Annotated in this window: 17 protein-coding genes; 11 read left to right on the top strand and 6 right to left on the bottom strand. The window is 73.2% G+C overall.

Features of this window, described 5'->3' with window-relative positions; translation table 11 throughout:
- Nucleotides 1-11 precede the first annotated feature (11 nt).
- From OHA84_RS04215 to OHA84_RS04225, 3 genes are all read left to right on the top strand, one after another.
- A complete protein-coding gene (locus OHA84_RS04215; protein ID WP_053678100.1) occupies nucleotides 12-554 on the top strand; it encodes a TlpA disulfide reductase family protein in 543 nt (180 codons plus the stop codon).
- A gap of 425 nt (nucleotides 555-979) precedes the next feature.
- Nucleotides 980-3,562, top strand: coding sequence for a SpoIIE family protein phosphatase (locus OHA84_RS04220; RefSeq protein ID WP_371591317.1), 2,583 nt, complete (start codon nucleotides 980-982; stop codon nucleotides 3,560-3,562).
- A gap of 200 nt (nucleotides 3,563-3,762) precedes the next feature.
- Nucleotides 3,763-4,158, top strand: coding sequence for a hypothetical protein (locus OHA84_RS04225; RefSeq protein WP_053678105.1), 396 nt, complete (start codon nucleotides 3,763-3,765; stop codon nucleotides 4,156-4,158).
- 386 nt (nucleotides 4,159-4,544) lie between these two features.
- Here the strand turns inward: OHA84_RS04225 and OHA84_RS04230 are convergent, their stop codons facing one another.
- Nucleotides 4,545-4,994, bottom strand: coding sequence for a hypothetical protein (locus OHA84_RS04230; protein WP_053678108.1), 450 nt, complete (start codon nucleotides 4,992-4,994; stop codon nucleotides 4,545-4,547).
- Nucleotides 4,995-5,241: 247 nt separating this feature from the next.
- Between OHA84_RS04230 and OHA84_RS04235 the strand changes: the two genes are divergently transcribed.
- The 4 genes from OHA84_RS04235 to OHA84_RS04250 all read left to right on the top strand — a co-directional run bounded on the left by OHA84_RS04235 (nucleotide 5,242) and on the right by OHA84_RS04250 (nucleotide 8,281).
- Complete coding sequence (locus OHA84_RS04235; RefSeq protein ID WP_266973269.1) at nucleotides 5,242-5,688, top strand: SRPBCC domain-containing protein; 447 nt, start codon at nucleotides 5,242-5,244, stop codon at nucleotides 5,686-5,688.
- Nucleotides 5,685-6,038, top strand: coding sequence for a helix-turn-helix transcriptional regulator (locus OHA84_RS04240; RefSeq protein WP_053678113.1), 354 nt, complete (start codon nucleotides 5,685-5,687; stop codon nucleotides 6,036-6,038). Before OHA84_RS04235 ends, OHA84_RS04240 begins: the two co-directional genes overlap by 4 nt.
- A gap of 162 nt (nucleotides 6,039-6,200) precedes the next feature.
- Nucleotides 6,201-7,490 (top strand): cyclopropane-fatty-acyl-phospholipid synthase family protein, encoded by a 1,290-nt coding sequence (locus tag OHA84_RS04245; protein WP_266973268.1) that lies wholly within the window; start codon nucleotides 6,201-6,203, stop codon nucleotides 7,488-7,490.
- A 20-nt stretch (nucleotides 7,491-7,510) separates the two neighbouring features.
- Nucleotides 7,511-8,281, top strand: coding sequence for an alpha/beta hydrolase (locus tag OHA84_RS04250; protein ID WP_063839519.1), 771 nt, complete (start codon nucleotides 7,511-7,513; stop codon nucleotides 8,279-8,281).
- 183 nt (nucleotides 8,282-8,464) lie between these two features.
- Here OHA84_RS04250 and OHA84_RS04255 read toward each other — a convergent pair whose 3' ends face one another.
- Entirely contained in the window at nucleotides 8,465-8,863 is a 399-nt protein-coding gene (locus OHA84_RS04255) for an SHOCT domain-containing protein (protein ID WP_266973267.1), read from the bottom strand.
- Nucleotides 8,864-9,033: 170 nt separating this feature from the next.
- On the opposite strand from OHA84_RS04255, the gene OHA84_RS04260 reads away from it, so the two are divergent.
- Entirely contained in the window at nucleotides 9,034-10,026 is a 993-nt protein-coding gene (locus OHA84_RS04260) for an NAD(P)-dependent oxidoreductase (protein ID WP_266973266.1), read from the top strand.
- Nucleotides 10,027-10,046: 20 nt separating this feature from the next.
- Here OHA84_RS04260 and OHA84_RS04265 read toward each other — a convergent pair whose 3' ends face one another.
- From OHA84_RS04265 to OHA84_RS04280, 4 genes are all read right to left on the bottom strand, one after another.
- Complete coding sequence (locus OHA84_RS04265; protein WP_053678147.1) at nucleotides 10,047-10,325, bottom strand: hypothetical protein; 279 nt, start codon at nucleotides 10,323-10,325, stop codon at nucleotides 10,047-10,049.
- A 105-nt stretch (nucleotides 10,326-10,430) separates the two neighbouring features.
- Nucleotides 10,431-10,643, bottom strand: a complete 213-nt coding sequence (locus OHA84_RS04270) for a DUF6207 family protein (protein ID WP_266973265.1) — start codon at nucleotides 10,641-10,643, stop codon at nucleotides 10,431-10,433.
- A gap of 172 nt (nucleotides 10,644-10,815) precedes the next feature.
- A complete protein-coding gene (locus OHA84_RS04275; protein WP_266973264.1) occupies nucleotides 10,816-12,786 on the bottom strand; it encodes a peroxidase in 1,971 nt (656 codons plus the stop codon).
- 230 nt (nucleotides 12,787-13,016) lie between these two features.
- Nucleotides 13,017-14,219, bottom strand: coding sequence for a serine hydrolase domain-containing protein (locus OHA84_RS04280; RefSeq protein WP_371591318.1), 1,203 nt, complete (start codon nucleotides 14,217-14,219; stop codon nucleotides 13,017-13,019).
- Between the two features lie 228 nt (nucleotides 14,220-14,447).
- Between OHA84_RS04280 and OHA84_RS04285 the strand changes: the two genes are divergently transcribed.
- The 3 genes from OHA84_RS04285 to OHA84_RS04295 all read left to right on the top strand — a co-directional run bounded on the left by OHA84_RS04285 (nucleotide 14,448) and on the right by OHA84_RS04295 (nucleotide 18,158).
- Nucleotides 14,448-15,392 carry a nucleoside hydrolase gene (locus tag OHA84_RS04285; protein ID WP_266973263.1) on the top strand — a complete coding sequence of 315 codons (945 nt, stop codon included), beginning with the start codon at nucleotides 14,448-14,450 and terminating at the stop codon, nucleotides 15,390-15,392.
- 329 nt (nucleotides 15,393-15,721) lie between these two features.
- On the top strand, nucleotides 15,722-17,362 hold the full coding sequence (gene pgm / locus OHA84_RS04290; protein WP_053675459.1) for a phosphoglucomutase (alpha-D-glucose-1,6-bisphosphate-dependent): 1,641 nt from the start codon (nucleotides 15,722-15,724) through the stop codon (nucleotides 17,360-17,362).
- Between the two features lie 148 nt (nucleotides 17,363-17,510).
- Nucleotides 17,511-18,158 carry an isochorismatase family protein gene (locus OHA84_RS04295; RefSeq protein ID WP_234349857.1) on the top strand — a complete coding sequence of 216 codons (648 nt, stop codon included), beginning with the start codon at nucleotides 17,511-17,513 and terminating at the stop codon, nucleotides 18,156-18,158.
- Nucleotides 18,159-18,179 lie beyond the last annotated feature (21 nt).

Genomic DNA, 18,179 nt, shown 5'->3' on the forward strand with positions numbered 1-18,179 from the left:
GGGAGAGTGCCATGCGTTCTCGTGTCGTCGCCGCCGCCCTGCTCCTCGCCCTGGGCCTGTCGCTGACGGGCTGCTCGTCCGACGGGGCCGACCCCGCCACCCGAGGTGCCGCCGGCGCGCCGGCCGCAGGCCGCCAGACGGCCCCCTCCCACCTGCGCTTCACCGCCAAGACCCTGGACGGCGCGGTGTTCGACGGTGCGGCGCTCGCGGGCAAGCCCGTGCTGTTCTGGTTCTACGGGGCCGCGTGCGCCGAGTGCCCTGCCCAGGCCTTCGAGACCGCGGCCAAGGCCGACCGCTACGTCGGGCGCGTACACGTGGTGGCCGTCGCGGAACCGGGGGCGGGCAACGGCCTGCAGGGCTTCGCCGCCCCGGCCGGGGCGGGCCGGCTCCCGCACCTCTCCGACGTCGGCCACGCCCTGCGGGACCGCTTCCACGCCGAGGGCATCAACACCTATGTGCTGCTCGACGAGGACGGCGAGGTCCTCTACAAGGGCGCCGGCGCGGAGGGCGACAAACTCGACGGGGAGCTCGCCGCCCTCGCCTCCGGCGTCTGACGGGGTCGGGTCGATCGCACACTGGAGGACCGGGAGCCGGTGCCGGGCCGCGCGGGCGGCACCGTCGGCCCCCGGCAGGTCCGGTTCGACCGATCGACCCGGGCGCGGGTGCCTGACCGCGGGAGATGGCCGCGGTCACTCAATGCGCCCGTGCCGCGACGGGGTGTCACGCGATGCCCGACGGGGCGCCGGGCGACCGTCTCCGGCGCCTTCCGGACGGGCCCCGCGCCCCGCTCGACCGGCGCCGCCCCGGCCCCGCGAACCGCCCCGTCGGCCGAGAGAAGAGCGCGAATCACGACTCCGACGGCCATGCGGTGCTACAAATAGTCTGTGACCCATCCTTGCAACCCGTACCGGGGACGTCGGTGCGGTCACTGAGCCGGAATCGCCCGCGAAGCGTCGCCCGACAGGTATTCGTCCTTCAGGTGGCGATCGTGGTGCTGCTCGCGGCCGGAGCGGTCCTGGCACTGGTGCTCCAGTCCCGCCACGACGTCGACCGGGAGGCCCGCACCCGTTCGGTCTCGGTCGCGCAGACGGTCGCCCATTCGACCGGGATGTGCGCGGCCCTGCGTTCACCCGACCCCGCGAAGACCCTCCAGCCGCTCGCCGAGTCCACGCGCAAGGACGCCGGGGTGGACTTCATCGTCGTGATGGACACCGAGGGGATCCGCTACAGCCATCCGCTGCCCGACCGCATCGGCAAGCGGTTCGTGGGCACCATCGAGCCCTCCCTCGCCGGCCAGGTGCACACCGAGAGCGTGCAGGGCCCGCTCGGCAAGGAGATCCAGGCCATCGTGCCGGTCTACTGCGACGGCAAGGTCGCGGGACTGGTGTCGGCCGGGCTCACCGTGAAGAACGTCTCCGGCGTGGTCGACCGCCAGCTCCCCGTCATCCTCGGGGCCAGCGCGGCCGGACTCGCCCTCGCCACCGTGGGCGCGTGGCTCATCAGCAGGCGACTGCGCCGCCAGACCCACGGGCTCGGCCCCGAGGAAATGACCCGCATGTACGAGCACCACGACGCGGTGCTCCACTCGGTCCGCGAGGGGGTGCTCATCACCGACGGCGGCGGACGGTTGCTCCTCGCGAACGACGAGGCGAAACGCCTGCTGAAACTGCCGGCCGACGCCGAGGGCCAGTACATCGGGAATCTCACCGGACTCGACCGGACCGTGTGCGACCTGCTGCTGTCCGGCCGGGTCGCCACCGACGAGGTGCACGAGGCCGGGGAACGACTCCTGGTGATCAACCAACGGCCGACGCGTCCCGGCGGCGGGCCCGAGGGGGCCGCGGTCACCATCCGGGACTCCACCGAGATGCGCGTCCTCAGCACCCGCGCCGACGCGGCCCGGCGACGGCTGAGGCTGCTGTACGACGCCGGGGTCGGCGTCGGCACCACCCTCGACGTCGGGCGGACGGCCCAGGAACTGGCCGACGTGGCCGTTCCGCGGTTCGCGGACTTCGCGACCGTCGAGCTGGCGGAAACCGTGCTGCACGGGGACGAGCCGAACAGCACGGCGCCCGACCTGCTCCGCACCGGTTTCAGCGGCATCGCGGACGACGTGCCGCTCTACCCGCGCGGCAGGCTGATCGACTTCCGACCGTCCACCCCCCAGGCTCGCGGCCTCACCACCGGCCGGGCCGAACTGATCCCCGATCTCGCCGACGCGCCGGGCTGGTACGCGCAGGACCCGGAGCGGGCGCAGGCCATCCTCGACTACGGCGTGCACTCCCTGATCACAGCCCCCCTCAAGGCGCGGGGCGCGGTGCTGGGCCTGGTCAACTTCTGGCGGTCGCGGAAGGACGAGCCCTTCGACGAGGAGGACCTGTCCCTCGCCGAGGAACTCGTGGCCCGGGCCGGTGTCACCATCGACAACGCCCGCCGCTACACCCGCGAGCACGCCTTGGCCGTGACCCTCCAGCGCAGTCTGCTGCCGCGCGACCTGCCCGAGCAGAGCGGCGTCGAGGTGGCCCATTTCTACCTGCCGGCCCAGTCCGGGGTGGGTGGCGACTGGTTCGACGTGATCCCGCTGCCCGGCAGCAGGGTCGCGCTCGTCGTCGGCGACGTCGTCGGCCACGGGTTGCACGCGGCGGCGGCCATGGGACGACTGCGTACGGCCGTGCTCAACTTCTCCTCGCTGGACCTGCCCCCCGACGAACTCCTCACCCGACTCGACGACCTCGTCCAGTACATCGACCAGGGCGGGGACGGCGGATCCGACGGCGGCCTGCTCGGGGCGACCTGCCTCTACGCCGTCTACGACGCGGTGACGCAGCGCTGCACGGTGGCACGCGCCGGGCACGTGCCCCCGGCGATCGTGCGGCCCGACGGCAGTGTGGAGATCCCCGAGCTCCCCGCCGGCGCGCCCCTGGGCCTGGGCGGCTTCCCGTTCGAGTCGACGGAGTTGGAGCTGCCGGAGGGCTCCCAGCTGGTGCTGTACACCGACGGTCTGATCGAGGACCGCGCCCGCGACATCGACGAGGGTCTCGATCTGCTGCGGGCGGCGCTCGCCCACGCGGACCGCAAGCCCGAGGACACCTGCCGGGCCGTTCTCGCGCAACTGCTGCCCGTGCGCTCCCGCGACGACGTGGCGCTGTTGGTCGCGCGGACGTCGGCGCTGCCGACGGACCGGATCGCCGAGTGGGACGTGCCCTTCGAACCGAGTTCGGTGGGCGTCATGAGGGCTCACGCCATGCGGAAGCTGGAGGAATGGGGCCTGTCCGAGCTCGCGTTCGGCACCGAGCTGGTACTGAGTGAACTCATCACGAACGCGATCCGCCACGGCTCCGCGCCGGTGCGCGTCCGTCTGTTGTTCGACCGGATGCTGACCTGCGAGGTCTTCGACGGCAGCAGCAGTTCACCCCGTCTGCACTACGCCACCACCACGGACGAGGGTGGCCGCGGACTCTTCCTCGTGGCCCAGATCAGCCGGCGTTGGGGAGCCCGGTACACGCCCGAGGGCAAGGTTCTCTGGTCCGAACAGGCGTTGCCGGACCCCGAGGACGTCTAGCGGGTCGCTGAAGTGCTCCCCCTCGGGGGGTCACTCAGGCGTCTGCGGCCCTCCCGGAGGGACCTGCGGCAATCACGGTTTCGCCATGGACGCATCACAACTCGGCATCCGATCTCCGAGGTTGCCTCGACGCCTGAATTGCCGTTTTCGCGGCCTGTAACGTTCACGCGTTCGAAGAAGTTCCCTTGGAAGGACCCACCATGTCGACTCCGCCGTCGCCTCAGGGCGAGCACACCGCTCCCCCGGCCCCTGGCACGCCCGCTCCCGAGGCCGCGAAGCCCAAGGGTTCCAAAGCGAAGAAGTTCCTGAGGTTCGTCGCCCTCGTCGTCGTCGCCCTCGTGGTGAAGTTCGGCATCTCGTACTTCTTCAACTCGCCGGTGCGCGCCGAGGCGGGCGACTGCGTCAAGGTGACGGGCAGCGAGAACAGCCCGGAGGTGGAGACGAAGGGCTGCGACGACAAGGACGCCAACTACAAGGTGCTGAAGGTCGTGGAGAACACCTTCGACACCAGCGCGTGCACCGTGGGCGAGGCCGCCCTGGCGCAGCAGTGGGAGCAGGAGAAGTTCGTCCTCTGCCTGGAGCCGGTCAAGCACTGACCCCGCTCCCGCCGGTGACGCCCGCTCACCCGGCGCGTCCGTACCGGCGACCGCGACATTCCGCTGCCCCCTCCCCACGGAGGGGGCAGTTCGGCGTTCGCGGACGGGTACGGGTACGGTCCGCGGCAAGGGGAAGCCCCGGCCGGTCTGGGGGGTGACCGGCCGGGGCGGCTCGGGGAGTGTGGCCGGGGGGGGCGGGCCCCTCTGCGGTCACATCTATATGAACGCTCAACCAGTCGGCCGCGTTCCCTCGCCCCGACGTGACCCCCGTCACCCCCGCCAACGCCGATCGCGTCGGCTCCGCACGCGGGGATGCCACCCCCGGCGCGAAGGCCGGGGGCGGCTGTCACCACCGCGGGTCGGACCGCGGGTGCGGTCGATACAGGTCACGCCGGGGCGTGCGGGGTCCGCTCCTTCAGCAGGGCCCAGATGATGAAGATGTCGATGGCGATGATGATGATCGCCCACAGGGGCTGGTACGGCAGCCACAGGAAGTTCATCACGATGCTGAGGGCCGCGAGCACCACACCGAGGATGCGCGCCCATGCCGCGCCCTTGAGGATCCCCACACCGGCGACGAGCAGGATCACACCGAGGATCAGGTGGATCCAGCCCCACGCCGTGAGGTCGAAGCGGTAGATGTAGCTGCCCACCCGTGCGAAGACCTCGTCGTTGGCGAGGGCCCCGATGCCGTTCAGGACGGCGAGCACCCCGTCGACGAAGAGCAGGACACCGGCGAACATGACGCCCGAGCCCGTGTAGCCGGCGCCGCCCCGCTCACTCCAGCGGGAAGGTTCCGGTGTCGGCGCCCCGGACGGGGTCGCGGTCTGGGCCATGACAGCCTCCTTGGCCGAACACCCCGAGCAGTTGGACACGCCGGCGATTGCGACGTGAGGCCGACGATCCGCCGCCGCGCCCGCCACCACCACCCGGGCAGGGCCATTCGAGTGAACGCCCGGGAGTGCGGCGGGTGCGCACGGGCACGACGGGCGCCACCCTGTTGCGCAACCGACCGGTTGCACCTGGAACCCATACGTGCAACCCTTGAGTTGCACTTACTGGAAGCGACGCAAGGAGGCCCTCATGAGCGAGGACCGAATCGAACGCGAGATCCTCATCGAGGCGCCGGTGGAGCGGGTGTGGTCCCTGGTGGCCGACCCCGGGTTCTGGGTGTCCGACACGGCCGGCCCGACCGGCGCCGTGGCGGAGGCGGGAGCCTCCGTGGTGGCGAAGAGCGCCGAGTACGGCGACTTCCCCGTACGGGTGGAGGAGGTCGAGGCGCCCACCCGTGTCTCGTACCGCTGGGCGAGCGCCTTCCCCGGGGAAGAACCGCGCGAGGACAACAGCACGCTCGTCGAGTTCACGTTGACCCCCGAAGGCGACGCGACGCGGCTCCGGGTGGTCGAGAGCGGGTTCTCCGCGCTGGCCGGGTCGGAGGAACTGCGCCGCAAGGCGGTGGCGGACAACACCGGCGGCTGGCCCCAGGTGTTCGACGCGCTCAAGAACCGCGCCGAACAGTCGTCCCCGTGACGGAGGAACACCCGAGCGACGGCGTCGACGACGTCCTCGCCGCGCTCGCCGACCCGACCCGGCGCCGGCTGCTCGACCTCCTCGCCGAACAGGGCGAGGTCACCGCGACGACGCTCGCGGCAGGGCTTCCCGTGTCACGACAGGCCGTGGTCAAGCACCTCGCCGTCCTGGACGCGGCCGGACTCGTCTCCGGCCGCCGGGTCGGGCGTGAGGTGAGGTACGAGGTCCGGTCGACGGCGCTGAACGCGACGGCGCGCCGGCTGGCCGCGCTCGCGGCCGACTGGGATCGACGGCTGGCGATCGTCAAGCGCGTCGCCGAGGCGGCGGAGCGCGATCCGGACGGAGGGTAGTTACCCCGCCGACCGGGCCGGGTCGGATGGGTCGAGCTCGACACCGCGACCAATCCGATCCGGCCCCGGCTGCGAAGTGCCTGTGTACGCCCGCTTCGGCGGCGCGGCCGTGTCCTCGTGCCCGAACCGTGCACGAGGGTCCCTCTGGCGGAAGGAGCCTCGATGAGGCCCGTGGCAGACAGACTGGCCGAACTCCTCGGGCATTTCCTCGCCGGACCTCCACCGGTACGCCTGCGCGCCTGGGACGGCAGCGAGTCCGGCCCCGAGGACGCCCCCGTGGTCGTGCTCCGCTCCCCCGACGCACTGCGCCGCCTGCTGTGGCAGCCCGGCGAGCTCGGCCTCGCCGAGGCCTACATCGCCGGCGACCTGGACATCGAGGGTGACCTGGCCGACGGACTCGGCCGCGCCTGGCAGTCCGTGCGCGAGCACGGCACTTCGACGCCGAGCCCGACGGGGTGGGCCCGGGCCGCGGCGCTCGCCGTGGGGCTGGGCGTGGCCGGCATACCGCCGCACGCCCCGGACGCCCCCAGGGCCCGCCTCGGCGGCAGGCTGCACAGTTCCACCCGTGACCGGGCCGCCATCAGCCACCACTACGACCTGTCCAACGAGTTCTACGCCCTGCTGTTGGACCCGTCCATGGCCTACTCCTGCGGCTACTGGTCCCGCCCCGACGACCCCGACTACACACCGGCCGACGCCCAGTACGACAAGTTGGAACTGATCTGCCGCAAGGTCGGTCTGCGGGCCGGCTCCCGCCTCCTCGACGTCGGTTGCGGCTGGGGTTCGCTCGCCGTCCACGCCGCCCGCGCCCACAAGGCCCAGGTCACCGCCGTGACCCTGTCCCGGGCACAGCGGGACTTCGTGACCGACCGGGTCGCGCGGGAGGGCCTGTCCGATCTGGTCGAGGTGCAGTTGCGGCACTGGCGTCACATCGACGGCGGGGGCTACGACGCGGTCAGCGCCGTCGAGATGGGCGAGCACGTGGGGGACGTCGAGTACCCCGAGTTCACGTCCCTGCTCCACGGAGTGCTGCGCCCCGGTGGACGGCTGCTGATCCAGCAGATGTCCCGTGGTCTGAACGCTCCCGGCGGCGGCGCCTTCATCGAGACCTACATCGCGCCCGACATGCACATGCGGCCCGTCGGTCGCACCGTCGACCTCATCGAGGACGCGGGATTCGAGGTGCGTTCCGTCGAGGCCCTGCGCGAGCACTACGCCTGGACCATCGACGCCTGGCGCCGCACCCTGGAGGAACGGTGGGTGGACTTCGAGGCGCTGGTCGGCCAGGCCACGGCCCGTGTGTGGCGTCTGTACCTCGCCGGCAGTTCGCTCGCGTTCACCGAGCGCCGCATGGGCGTCGACCAGATCCTCGCCGTCCGGCCGTCCCGGGAGGGGCGCAGCGACATGCCGGCCACACCGGTGAGCTGGTACGAGTCGCAAGCACCGGCGTGAGCGGCGGGAGGAGGTCCTCGATGGGCCCCGGGTCGCTCCACGTTCCCGCAGCTCCCGGCCGGGAGCTGCCTTCGGCGCTGTCCCTGCGGCGCAATCCCGCGCATCCGACGGCGGCGATCCTGGTGCTGCACGGGGGCCGCGCCGACGGGCTGACCGCGCCCCCCGCCCTCAACCTGCCCCTCGTGCGCATGAGGGCGTTCACCCGCGCGCTCGCGCGGGCCACCGGGCCGGACCGGGTGGTCGTCGCGGAGGTGCGCTACCGCCACCGGGGCTGGAACGGCGCCCGGGAGGATCCGGTGCGGGACGCCATACGCGCACTGGACGAACTGCGCCGCACGGCCGGATCCGTCCCCGTGGTCCTCGTGGGGCACTCCATGGGTGGTAGGGCCGCGTTGCGCGCGGCGATCGACCCCTCGGTACGGGCGGTGATCGGGCTCGCCCCGTGGTGCCCGCCCGGTGAGCCGGTGACACAGCTCGCGGGCAAGTCGGTGGTGCTCCTGCACGACGAGGCGGACCGGGTCACCGACGCCCGGGCGAGTTGGGACCACGTGCGGCGGGCCCGCGCCGGCGGGGCGCGTGCCGCGGGCGTCGTCATGCCCGAGGGCGGGCACGCGATGCTCCGTCAGTCCGCGCGCTGGCACGAGGCCACCGTCGCCGCCACGCTGGGGTTCCTGGGGTCCCGCGAACTCCCCGAGGGCCTCTTCACCGGGCCGGTCCCGATGCCCTGGCCCCGGCCGGACGCTGTCGACGCCCCCCGCGGAGCCGGCCGCCGGTCGCGGGACGGCGGCTGACGGTCGGGGGGTCGGTCGGGGCCGGCGTCGCCCTGGCCCCGGACCGGTGACGGGCCGCCCGGGGACAAGCCGGATGCCGACACACCGGGATGCCACCTCGCGGTTCGGTCGCGAGGTGGCATCCCGGTGTGCGCGCGATCGGCTCCGGCGTCCGTTCCGGGGGCGGTTCGGGGCCGGGATCGGTCACGCCAGGAGTTTCGCCTTCGCCCGCTCGAACTCCTCCTGGGTGATGTCGCCCTTGTCCTTGAGCGTGGAGAGCTTGTGGAGCTCGTCCGCCGCGCCGCCCGGGGAACCGGTCGTCCCGGCCGCCTTCTGGACGTACTGCCGGAAGGCCTGCTCCTGCTCCTCGACCTGCTTCACGTCCCGTTTGCCCATGCCCCGGCCTCGGACGATGAGGTAGATGAAGACGCCGATGTACGGCAGCAGGAGGACCAGGATGAGCCAGCCCGCCTTGCCCCACCCGTGCAGTTCGTGGTCGCGGAAGATGTCCGTGATCACCTTGAAGAGCAGGAAGAACCACATGACCCAGATGAAGATCCAGAGCATGGTCCAGAACAGATTGAGCAGTGGGTAGTCGTCCACGAGTCACTCCGATCACATATGCGACGAAACCATTCATACCGCCGCCCGGACCGCTCCGCATGCGGAGTGGTCCGCCCGTGGGGCGACGTCGCCGCGCCAGGTCCTTACGGATCCGTGACGTGCGGCCCGGCGGGCGCCCCGGTGGAGCGCACGGCGCATAGCGTCGGGGCATGCGCGTACTTGTGACTGGAGGAGCGGGCTTCATCGGCTCGCACGTCGTTTCCGCACTGGCCGACCGGGGGCACGACCCGGTGGTCTTCGACCTGACGGAGGAGAACGGACGGGACGTACGGGACTCCGCGCAGGTGCGCGAGGCCCTCGCCGGGGTGGACGCGGTCTGCCACCAGGCCGCCAAGGTGGGGCTGGGCAAGGACTTCGGCGACGCCCCGGACTACGTGTCGGTCAACGACCTCGGCACCGCCGTCCTGTTGGCCCGGATGGCGGAGAGCGGGGTGCGGCGGCTGCTGCTCGCCGGGTCGATGGTCGTGTACGGCGAGGGGCGGTACGAGTGCCCGGCCCACGGAGTCGTCCGCCCGGGTCCGCGTGCCGAGGCGGACCTGCGGGCGGGCAGGTTCGAGCCGCGCTGCCCCACCTGTGGCGCCGACCTGGCGCCCGGGCTGGTGGCCGAGGACGCCCCGATGGATCCCCGCAACGTCTACGCCACCACCAAGCTGGCCCAGGAACACCTCGCGTCGTCGTGGGCGCGGGCCACCGGCGGGCGGGTGGTCTCGCTGCGCTACCACAACGTCTACGGGCCCGGAATGCCGCGCGACACGCCGTACGCGGGAGTCGCCGCGCTCTTCCGTTCCGCACTCGCGCGGGGGGAGGCCCCGCGCGTCTTCGAGGACGGCGGGCAGCGGCGGGACTTCGTGCACGTGCGGGACGTCGCGGTGGCCAACGCGGTGGCCTTGGAGGCGGTGGCGGACACCCCCGGTTTCGTCGCCTACAACGTGGGCAGCGGCGATCCCCGTACCGTCGGCGACATGGCCAAGGCGCTGTCGGCGGCGTGCGCGGGCCCCGATCCCGTCGTCACCGGCGAGTACCGGCTGGGCGACGTCCGGCACATCACCGCCGACTCTGCGCGGCTGCGCGGGGACCTGGGCTGGCGTCCGGCGGTCACGTTCGAGGCGGGCATGGCCGAACCGGGCGACGGGGTCGCGTAGGTCGCTTCCCCGCGCCGGGCTCAGTTCTCGGCGATCTGGGCCACCCACCCGTAGGGGAGCTCCGAGCCGTCGAGGGTGACCGCCTCGACCGTGCGGGTCTCGGGGTCGATGTCGGCCTGTACGCCCTCGCCCGCGTAGCGCGGGTAACCGGACGTGCCCAGTTCACCGGTGAAGTCCACGGCGGCCGTGCGCAGGATGCCCTCGCGCCCGGTACCGCCCTCCGGGCGGGGTCCCGGGCGCAGCACGACGGTGTAGCGACGGGGAGCGGAGGCGGGATCGTTCCCGGCGGAGGCGGTCATGCCGCCCAGGCTAGCGACCGGACGATCTCCTCGCCGGGACCCTTCGGCCCCGACTTTCCGCGGGGCGGCCGAGTGGCGCGCACCGCCGGGCGGGGCGCGCCACGGCTATCGCGCACCGCCCGGGCGCAGCAGGTCCGCGTACACGCGTGCCGTCACGCCCGGCCGGCCGGGTTCGCAGGTGACGCGGCCCATTCCCGATGTCGCGCACAGTCGGCCCGGCGCGACCACCGCCGCGCGGACCGTGTCCTCGTCGCCGCCCGTCACGTCGAAGACGACGAGGCCGGGTTCCGCGACGTACCGCTCATCAATGTCGTTCACATCCGTCCCGACGAACTCCGGCCGGCCGCCGGTTCGCCGGCGCCGGGCGGCACATCCGTACGGGCCGACACCCACCCGGGAGGTGCCCCGACCGGCCGTGGTCGGGGGCGGCCCGGGGCGCCGCCTCGGACGAGGGGTGGCTCGTGTGAACGCGCCCCCGGGGCGGCCGTGTTCATCCGGCGTGCCACAGGGTCTTGTCCCCCTGGACGATGACCACGTCGCCGGAGGGGCGGATCAGCAGGCGGGCGCCCCGGTGGCCGGTGGTCTTGGAGGACCACAGGGGCCGGCCGGCCGCCGTGAGGACGGCGAGTTCGCCGTCGGCGGTGAACCGCGCCTCGGCTCCGGTGCCCGAGGTGCCGGCGCTCCACACGGAACGGCCGTCGCCGTCGTACAGGACCAGGTCACCGCTGCTCTCCATGCTCAGGCGGACGGCGCCGGCGTCCAGGGTGTCGCCGGAGCGCAGCACGGTGCCGGCGTGCACCTCGATGGAGTCGTCGAGTCTGCCGGCGGCCAGGGCGCGCAGGGTCGGGAGGGAGGGGGTGAAGGCGTAGACGGCGCCCTCGGTGCGGATGAACCGCTGGAAGGAGAGCGTGGTGGCGCGGCTGCCGCTCTCGGAGGGGCATTCGAACGCGGCCTGGGAGCCGGGGCCGATGACCGGGTCGGCGCCCGGGACGGGGTGGCGGGCCGGCGGGAAGTCCACCTCGTTGACCCAGCGTTTGGCGATGAACTCGAACTGCTCGACCAGGTCGGCCTGATGGCTGACGAAGAGGAGCCCGCGCGTGGTGTCGTCGCCGCCCTCCGCGTGGGATCCGGTCTCCGGGCGGTGCGGTGGGCCGAAGGGGATCCCGCGCCGGATGATGCGGCGGGAGTCGAGTTGGGCGATGGGCAGCGGCGGACGTCCCGGGGCCGGGGTGAGACCTCCGCGCGGGTTGCTCTTGCGGATGTGCGAGAACAGCGGTGTGGTCCAGCCCTGCGGGTCGTCGTGGAAGTCGAGCGCGCCGTCGACGTCCTCGCCGGGCAGGGGGACGCGTTCGGCGACGGGGCAGGTGGCGACCGGTGCGCCACCGGGCCAGCGGCCGATCATGCGGGCGGCGAGCCACTTCGGGTCGGCGTCGGCCGGCGCGGCACCGGAGCGTTTCAGTTCGGCGAGGCATTCGGCGGCCTGGTTCCACCACCCGGGCACGTCCTGCGCGAGCCGTCGTACGACGTGGAACGAGCCGCCGGTGGCCCATGCGGGGAGCCCGGCGGGGCGCGCCCCGACGCGTTCGTGCCCGATCAGGAACTCGCCGGCGGGCACCAGCCGGGTGCCGGACTTTCCCTGGACGGTCGCGGGGTTCGCGGCGTCGGACGGGTCGAAGCCGCGTACGCCGGGTTGGCTGATGGCGTCGAGGAAGCCGAAGTGCTCGTGGCCGCGCAGTGCGCCGGGGAGCGTGGCGCCGTCCTGGCCGAAGAGGACCGTGGCGGCGGCTGCGTCCAGCGAGCGGCGGTGGCGGTCGACGGCTTCGGCGAGTCGTCCGGAGTCGTCGGCGGCCAGGGTGAGGACGGCGTGCACGTCGTCCTCGGACGCGCCGAACAACCAGGAGTCGGGGGCGCTGGGTCCCGTGTCGCCCAGTGCCTCGGCGCGGGCGGCGGCCCCGTCGCGGAAGGCCTCGGCGGTGCCGCCGGCGGGGACGGCGGGGAAGGGGTCCTTGCCGGCGAGCAGGCTCAGCCCGGGGTGGGTGAGGCTCAGCCCGGTCCACAGGGTGGCCATGCCGGCCGGGTCCACGCCGCCCCGCAGGGTGCGCGCCCTGCTGAACTCGGCGTTGAACCGGGTGACCTGATCGGTCGTGGAGAGGTCGGGCAGCAGTGCGCCGAGCCATCGCCGGGCCTTGCCCGCGTGGTGGAAGTGGACGAGGAGCAGACGGACGTGGTCCTTGCGGAAGCCCGCGAGGATGTCGCCCTGGGTGGTGGTGTCGGTGCGCAGGGGCAGGACCTGCGCCGCGGCCCGGGACGCCGGGGGTGCGACGGGTGTACCGGGGGCTCCGACACGGGGCGCGGCGCCGGCCGCGGTGCCGGGGATCCCGACGGCGAGAGCGGCGGCGCAGGCGCCCGCCCGTACGACGGTGCGGCGGGTGGGGTGGTGCGGGGAGGGCGGGCTCTGCAACGTGTCCTCCGGGCAGGGAAGGGGGCGCGGCCGGGCGACGCCGGGGAGGGCGTGCCGGGCAGCCGATGATCATCACCCTGTGCGATGGAGGGGAGACGCGCGAGGCGGACGCACCGATGGGGTGACGGGGCGTCGGATGGCGGGGCGTCGGGTGACGCCCCGTCGGTCGTCGGGGGCCGGCCCGGGTCGTCTCTTTCGGATCCTTCCGGCCCCCGATGCGCGGATCGCCGTCAGCGATCTCCGAGGAGGCGGCAGACGAAGTTCTCCTCGGTGGTGCGGAGCCGGTCGAGGAGCTGCGGGTCGAGCGGCACCTGGCTCGTGACGGACACGGTCACCGACCGCTTGCCGTCCGGGGTGGCCGCGGCGAACTGCGTGTAGCCGGGGAAGTTCCCGGTGTGGCCGAGGACGGCCCCGCAGCGCGTGGTGTAGCGGAAGATGCCCAGCCCGGCGGCGTTCGCGCCCGGGCCGGCGGGCTCCGAGGCGCCGCCCCGCACGAAGCGTTGCTGTTGGCGGCGGGTCGGCGGCGACAGCAGTTCGGGCCCCGCGTAGCCGCGGATGAACGCGGAGAGTTCGCGCGGGGTGGAGACGATGCCGCCCGACGCCCAGACGCCCGAGGCTCCGAGCGCTTCGCTGACGTCCTCCGGTGGGGCCGGCGGATCGACGGCGTAGCCGTGCATGAAGGGCTCGGGCAGCCGGTAGCCCTGCGGGAGGCTGGTGCTGCGCAGGCCGAGCGGTCGGTACACCCGCTCCTTCAGCAGTTCCTCGTAGCGGCGGCCGGTGGCCTGTTCGGCCATCAGCGCGACGGCGATGTTGTCCGAGTTGGAGTACTGGTAGCGCGAGCCGGGTGCGAAGCGGAGGTCCTCGTCGGCTACGTAGTCGAGGAGTCGGCGGGAGTCGAAGCGGTGTCGGGGGTCGGCGGTGAGGATCTCCAGGAACTCGGGGTCCTCGGTGTAGTCGGGGAGACCGCTGGTGTGGTTCAGCAGTTGGCGGAGCGTCACCGCGTGCCAGTCCCGGGGCAGGCGGGGCAGGCGTCGGCCGATCGTGTCGTCGAGGCCGAGCCGGTGGTCGTCGACCAGGCTCAGGGCGACCGCTCCGCTGAAGGCCTTCGCGACGCTGGCGATCCGCATGTGGTCGTCGAGGCCGGGCGCCTCACGGCGGCCGATCTCGGCCACGCCGGCCCGGTAGACCTCCTGGCGGCCGTCGCGTCGGAGCACGGCGATGGCTCCGGGCGGGCCGCCCGGAGCCTCGACGAGTTCCCGCAGCTGCCGCTGTAGGGACCGGTCCCGGGGCGGCTCCCCAGGGCCGGTCCCCGCGGCCGCCGGGGTGAGGCTGCCGGCGAGGGCGGTCGCGGCGAGGGCGGCGACGGCCGCCCGCCGCAGGCCACGTGGACGGGGGCGGGCGGCGGATCGGCTCGGGGTGTGCAGCGGACGCACGCTGGTACCTCCTCGGTTTCGGGCCACGGCGGGCCCGGGCGATGTCTCGGCCCAGCATCGGGTCACCGCCGGCCCGCCGCTTGCGGCCTGCTCCATCCGGCCGAGGAGCGGCGGGTGACGGGGGCGCGCGGACGGCCGGTTCGAGTGGGCCCGCGCACGGGAACGGGGGTCACACTGGGACCAGGACGGGACCCGCCTCCTCGGCGGGCCGAGGAGAGGTGGCCGGCGTTGGCCGTTCCGATCGTCATCGACTGCGACCCCGGGCACGACGACGCCCTGGCCATCATGCTGGCGGCGGGGGATCCGGGGATCGACCTGCTGGCCGTGACCACGGTGGCGGGCAATCAGACCCTGGAGAAGACCACGCTCAACGCGCTCCGGGTGTGCACGGTCGCGGGCATCACCGGGGTGCCGGTCGCGGCGGGGTGCGCGCAACCGCTGGTGGAGCCGCTGGAGGTGGCCGAGGACGTGCACGGGGTGTCGGGGATCGACGGTCCGCGGTTCCCCGTGCCGACCGTGGCGGCGGTCCCCGAACACGCGGTGGAGTTGCTGCGGCGGGTCCTGATCGGACACCCCGAGCCGGTGACGCTCGTGCCGACGGCTCCGCTGACGAACATCGCGCTCCTGTTGACCCGGTACCCCGAAGTGGCCGGGCGGATCAAGGAGATCGTGCTGATGGGCGGGTCGACGGAGCGGGGGAACCGGACCCCGGCGGCCGAGTTCAACATCCATGTGGACCCGGAGGCCGCGGACATCGTCTTCCGCAGTGGTGTCCCGGTGACCATGTGCGGGTTGAACGTCACCCATCAGGCGCTCGCCACCCCCGGGGTGTTGGCCCGGTTCGAGGCACTGGACTCGGAACTCGGTTGGATCTGCGTCGAGTTGTTGCGGTACTTCGCCGGAACCTACCGGCGGCTGTTCGGGTTCTCCGCTCCCCCGGTGCACGATCCGGTGGCGGTGGCCCGTGTCATCGATCCCCGGATCGTCGACTGCGTCGACGCGCACGTCGCCGTCGAGCTGCACGGCCGGCACACGCGCGGGGCGACCGTGGTGGACCTGCACGGGCGCCTGGGCCTGCCGGCGAACGCCCGGGTGGCCGTGGGTCTGCGAACGGACCTCTTCTGGGACCGGATGGTGGCGGCGGTGGCCGCGCTGGGCGCCGCGCGCGACTGAGCGCCGCGCCTGCCCTCCGCCCGTCCGCAGGACCGCCGGACCGTCGGTCGGCTTCCGGTACCCCGGTGGGCCAGGTGGGTGTCCGGCGTACGGTCGAATCGGCGGCGGACCGGACCCGGTCGTCGCCCCCCGGCCGCCCCCGATCGCGCTCCCCCGGCCGTCTCACCGGCCGGGTCGGGCCGCGGCCGAAGGCGTGACGGGCGCGTGTACGGGGAAGGCTGGGCGGACGATGACGCGGCGGGCGGCGCGGGCCGAGGCCCGGGCGGGTCCGGTGTTCCGCGCGGCCCGAACCGGGCCGATCACCCCGACGAGTGTGGAGGAACCGGCGGATGCCGAACGAGCGAGCGGGCCGACCGGCGGAGCAGGGCGATCTGATCGATGTCGCCCGGCTCGTGACCGCGTACTACGCCCTGCGCCCCGACCCTTCGGATCCCGTCCAGCGGGTCGCTTTCGGCACGTCCGGGCACCGCGGATCCTCGTTGACCACGTCCTTCAACGAGGACCACATCGCCGCGACGAGCCAGGCGATCAGCGAGTACCGGTCGCGGGAGGGCACCGACGGGCCGCTGTTCCTGGGCGCCGACACGCACGCGCTGTCGGAGCCGGCCCGGGTGACCGCCCTGGAGGTGTTCGCCGCCAACGACGTGACGGTGCTGATCGACTCGGCCGACGGGTACACGCCGACGCCCGCGGTCTCCCACGCGATCCTGACGTACAACCGCGGGCGCTCCTCCGGCCTGGCCGACGGCGTGGTGGTCACCCCCTCGCACAATCCGCCGGCGGACGGCGGTTTCAAGTACAACCCGCCCCACGGCGGCCCGGCGGGTTCGGATGCCACCGGTTGGATCGAGACGCGCGCCAACGAGATCATCGCGGGTGGGCTGAAGGAGGTGCGGCGGATCCCGTACGTGCGGGCGCTGGCCGCGCGGACGACGGGGCGCCACGACTTCCTCGGCGCGTACGTGGCGGACCTGCCGTCCGTGCTCGACCTGGACGCGGTGCGCGCGGCGGGCGTGCGGATCGGGGCCGACCCGCTCGGCGGCGCGTCCGTGGCGTACTGGGGCCGGATCGCCGAGGAGCACCGTCTCGACCTGACGGTGGTGAACCCGTACACCGATCCCACCTGGCGGTTCATGACGCTGGACTGGGACGGCAAGATCCGGATGGACTGTTCCTCGCCCTACGCCATGGCCTCGTTGATCGAGAGCGCGGGCCGGTACCAGATCGCCACGGGCAACGACGCGGACGCCGATCGGCACGGCATCGTGACCGCCGACGCCGGGCTGATGAACCCCAACCACTACCTCGCCACCGCCATCGCCTACCTGTTCGCGCACCGCCCGGACTGGCCGGCCGCCGCGGGCATCGGCAAGACGCTGGTGTCGTCGGCGATGATCGACCGGGTCGCGGGCGACCTGGGGCGCCAACTGGTCGAGGTGCCCGTCGGCTTCAAGTGGTTCGTGGACGGACTGGCCTCGGGCGCCCTCGGGTTCGGTGGGGAGGAATCGGCGGGAGCCTCGTTCCTGCGGCACGACGGTTCACCGTGGACCACCGACAAGGACGGGATCCTGTTGGCGCTGCTCGCGTCCGAGATCCTGGCGGTGACGGGGCAGACGCCCAGCGAGCGGTACGCGGAACTCACCGCGCGGTTCGGGGAACCGGCGTACGCGCGCATCGACGCCCCCGCGACCCGCGAGGAGAAGGCGGTGCTCGGCCGGTTGTCCCCGGACCAGATCACCGCGGACACGCTCGCGGGCGAACCGGTGACGGGGGTGCTGACGGAGGCGCCGGGCAACGGGGCGGCGATCGGCGGCATCAAGGTGACCACGGAGAACGCCTGGTTCGCCGCGCGCCCCTCGGGCACCGAGGACGTCTACAAGATCTACGCCGAGTCGTTCCTCGGCCCCGACCACCTGGCGACGGTCCAGGAGGAGGCCCGGAGCGTGGTCTCGGCGGCCCTGTCCGGCTGAGCCCCTCCCGGGGAGGCGTCCCCCGGTCGCGGCGCGACCGGGGGCTCCGGGTGAACCGACACCCCCAAGATCAACGCCACTTAGGTTAGGCTAAGCTAAGTCCCATTGACGGGGCGAGTACCGGCCTTCGCCTAGGGGGAATGCGGCCGTGGGACTTCCGACAGCCGAGCGCTACGCCATGCCCGACGAGGACACGCTTCCACGGTCCGTCGCACCGTGGAAGGTCGATCCGGGGCGGGCCGCACTACTGATCCACGACATGCAGCACCATCTGCTCCAGGTCTTCCCGCCCGGGGTCTCGCCGCTGGTCGACCTGGTCGCCAACGTCGCCCGGCTGCGGGCCGCCGCCCACCGGCTCGGCCTCCCGGTCGTGTTCAGCGCGGAACCCCCGATCTCCCCCGACCGGCGGGGCCCCGCCCCCCGACCGGCCGGCCCCCACGCGGACGAGGACGGCGCCGCGACGCCTCCGGACGGGCGCATCGCCGCCTCGCCGGCCCCCTCCCTGGGCGAACACGTGATCACGAACACCCGCGACAACGCGTTCCTGCGGAGCCATCTCGAACGGATCCTGCGGACCTCGGGGCGTGACCAGCTGATCGTCTGCGGTCTCTTCGCGCACTCCGGGGTCCTGTTGACCGCCGCCGACGCGTACATGAACGACATCCAGCCGTTCGTCGTCGCCGACGCGGTGGCCGACGTGTCCGCCGAGGAACACGCCCTCGCGCTGCGCTGGTCGGCCGCGCGCGGAGCCGTCGTACGCACCACCACCACCTTGATCGACGAACTGGAACTCTGATGACCACTGCACCGAACACGG

This window comes from Streptomyces sp. NBC_00513 (assembly GCF_041431415.1).
Classification (GTDB): domain Bacteria; phylum Actinomycetota; class Actinomycetes; order Streptomycetales; family Streptomycetaceae; genus Streptomyces.

Coding starts and splice junctions, on each gene's coding strand:
- OHA84_RS04250 (WP_063839519.1), top strand. CDS start 7,511: ATGGGCCCCGGGTCGCTCCACGTTCCCGCAGCTCCCGGCCGGGAGCTG.
- OHA84_RS04260 (WP_266973266.1), top strand. CDS start 9,034: ATGCGCGTACTTGTGACTGGAGGAGCGGGCTTCATCGGCTCGCACGTC.
- OHA84_RS04230 (WP_053678108.1), bottom strand. CDS start 4,994: ATGGCCCAGACCGCGACCCCGTCCGGGGCGCCGACACCGGAACCTTCC.
- OHA84_RS04235 (WP_266973269.1), top strand. CDS start 5,242: ATGAGCGAGGACCGAATCGAACGCGAGATCCTCATCGAGGCGCCGGTG.
- pgm (WP_053675459.1), top strand. CDS start 15,722: ATGCCGAACGAGCGAGCGGGCCGACCGGCGGAGCAGGGCGATCTGATC.
- OHA84_RS04245 (WP_266973268.1), top strand. CDS start 6,201: ATGAGGCCCGTGGCAGACAGACTGGCCGAACTCCTCGGGCATTTCCTC.
- OHA84_RS04225 (WP_053678105.1), top strand. CDS start 3,763: ATGTCGACTCCGCCGTCGCCTCAGGGCGAGCACACCGCTCCCCCGGCC.
- OHA84_RS04215 (WP_053678100.1), top strand. CDS start 12: ATGCGTTCTCGTGTCGTCGCCGCCGCCCTGCTCCTCGCCCTGGGCCTG.
- OHA84_RS04265 (WP_053678147.1), bottom strand. CDS start 10,325: ATGACCGCCTCCGCCGGGAACGATCCCGCCTCCGCTCCCCGTCGCTAC.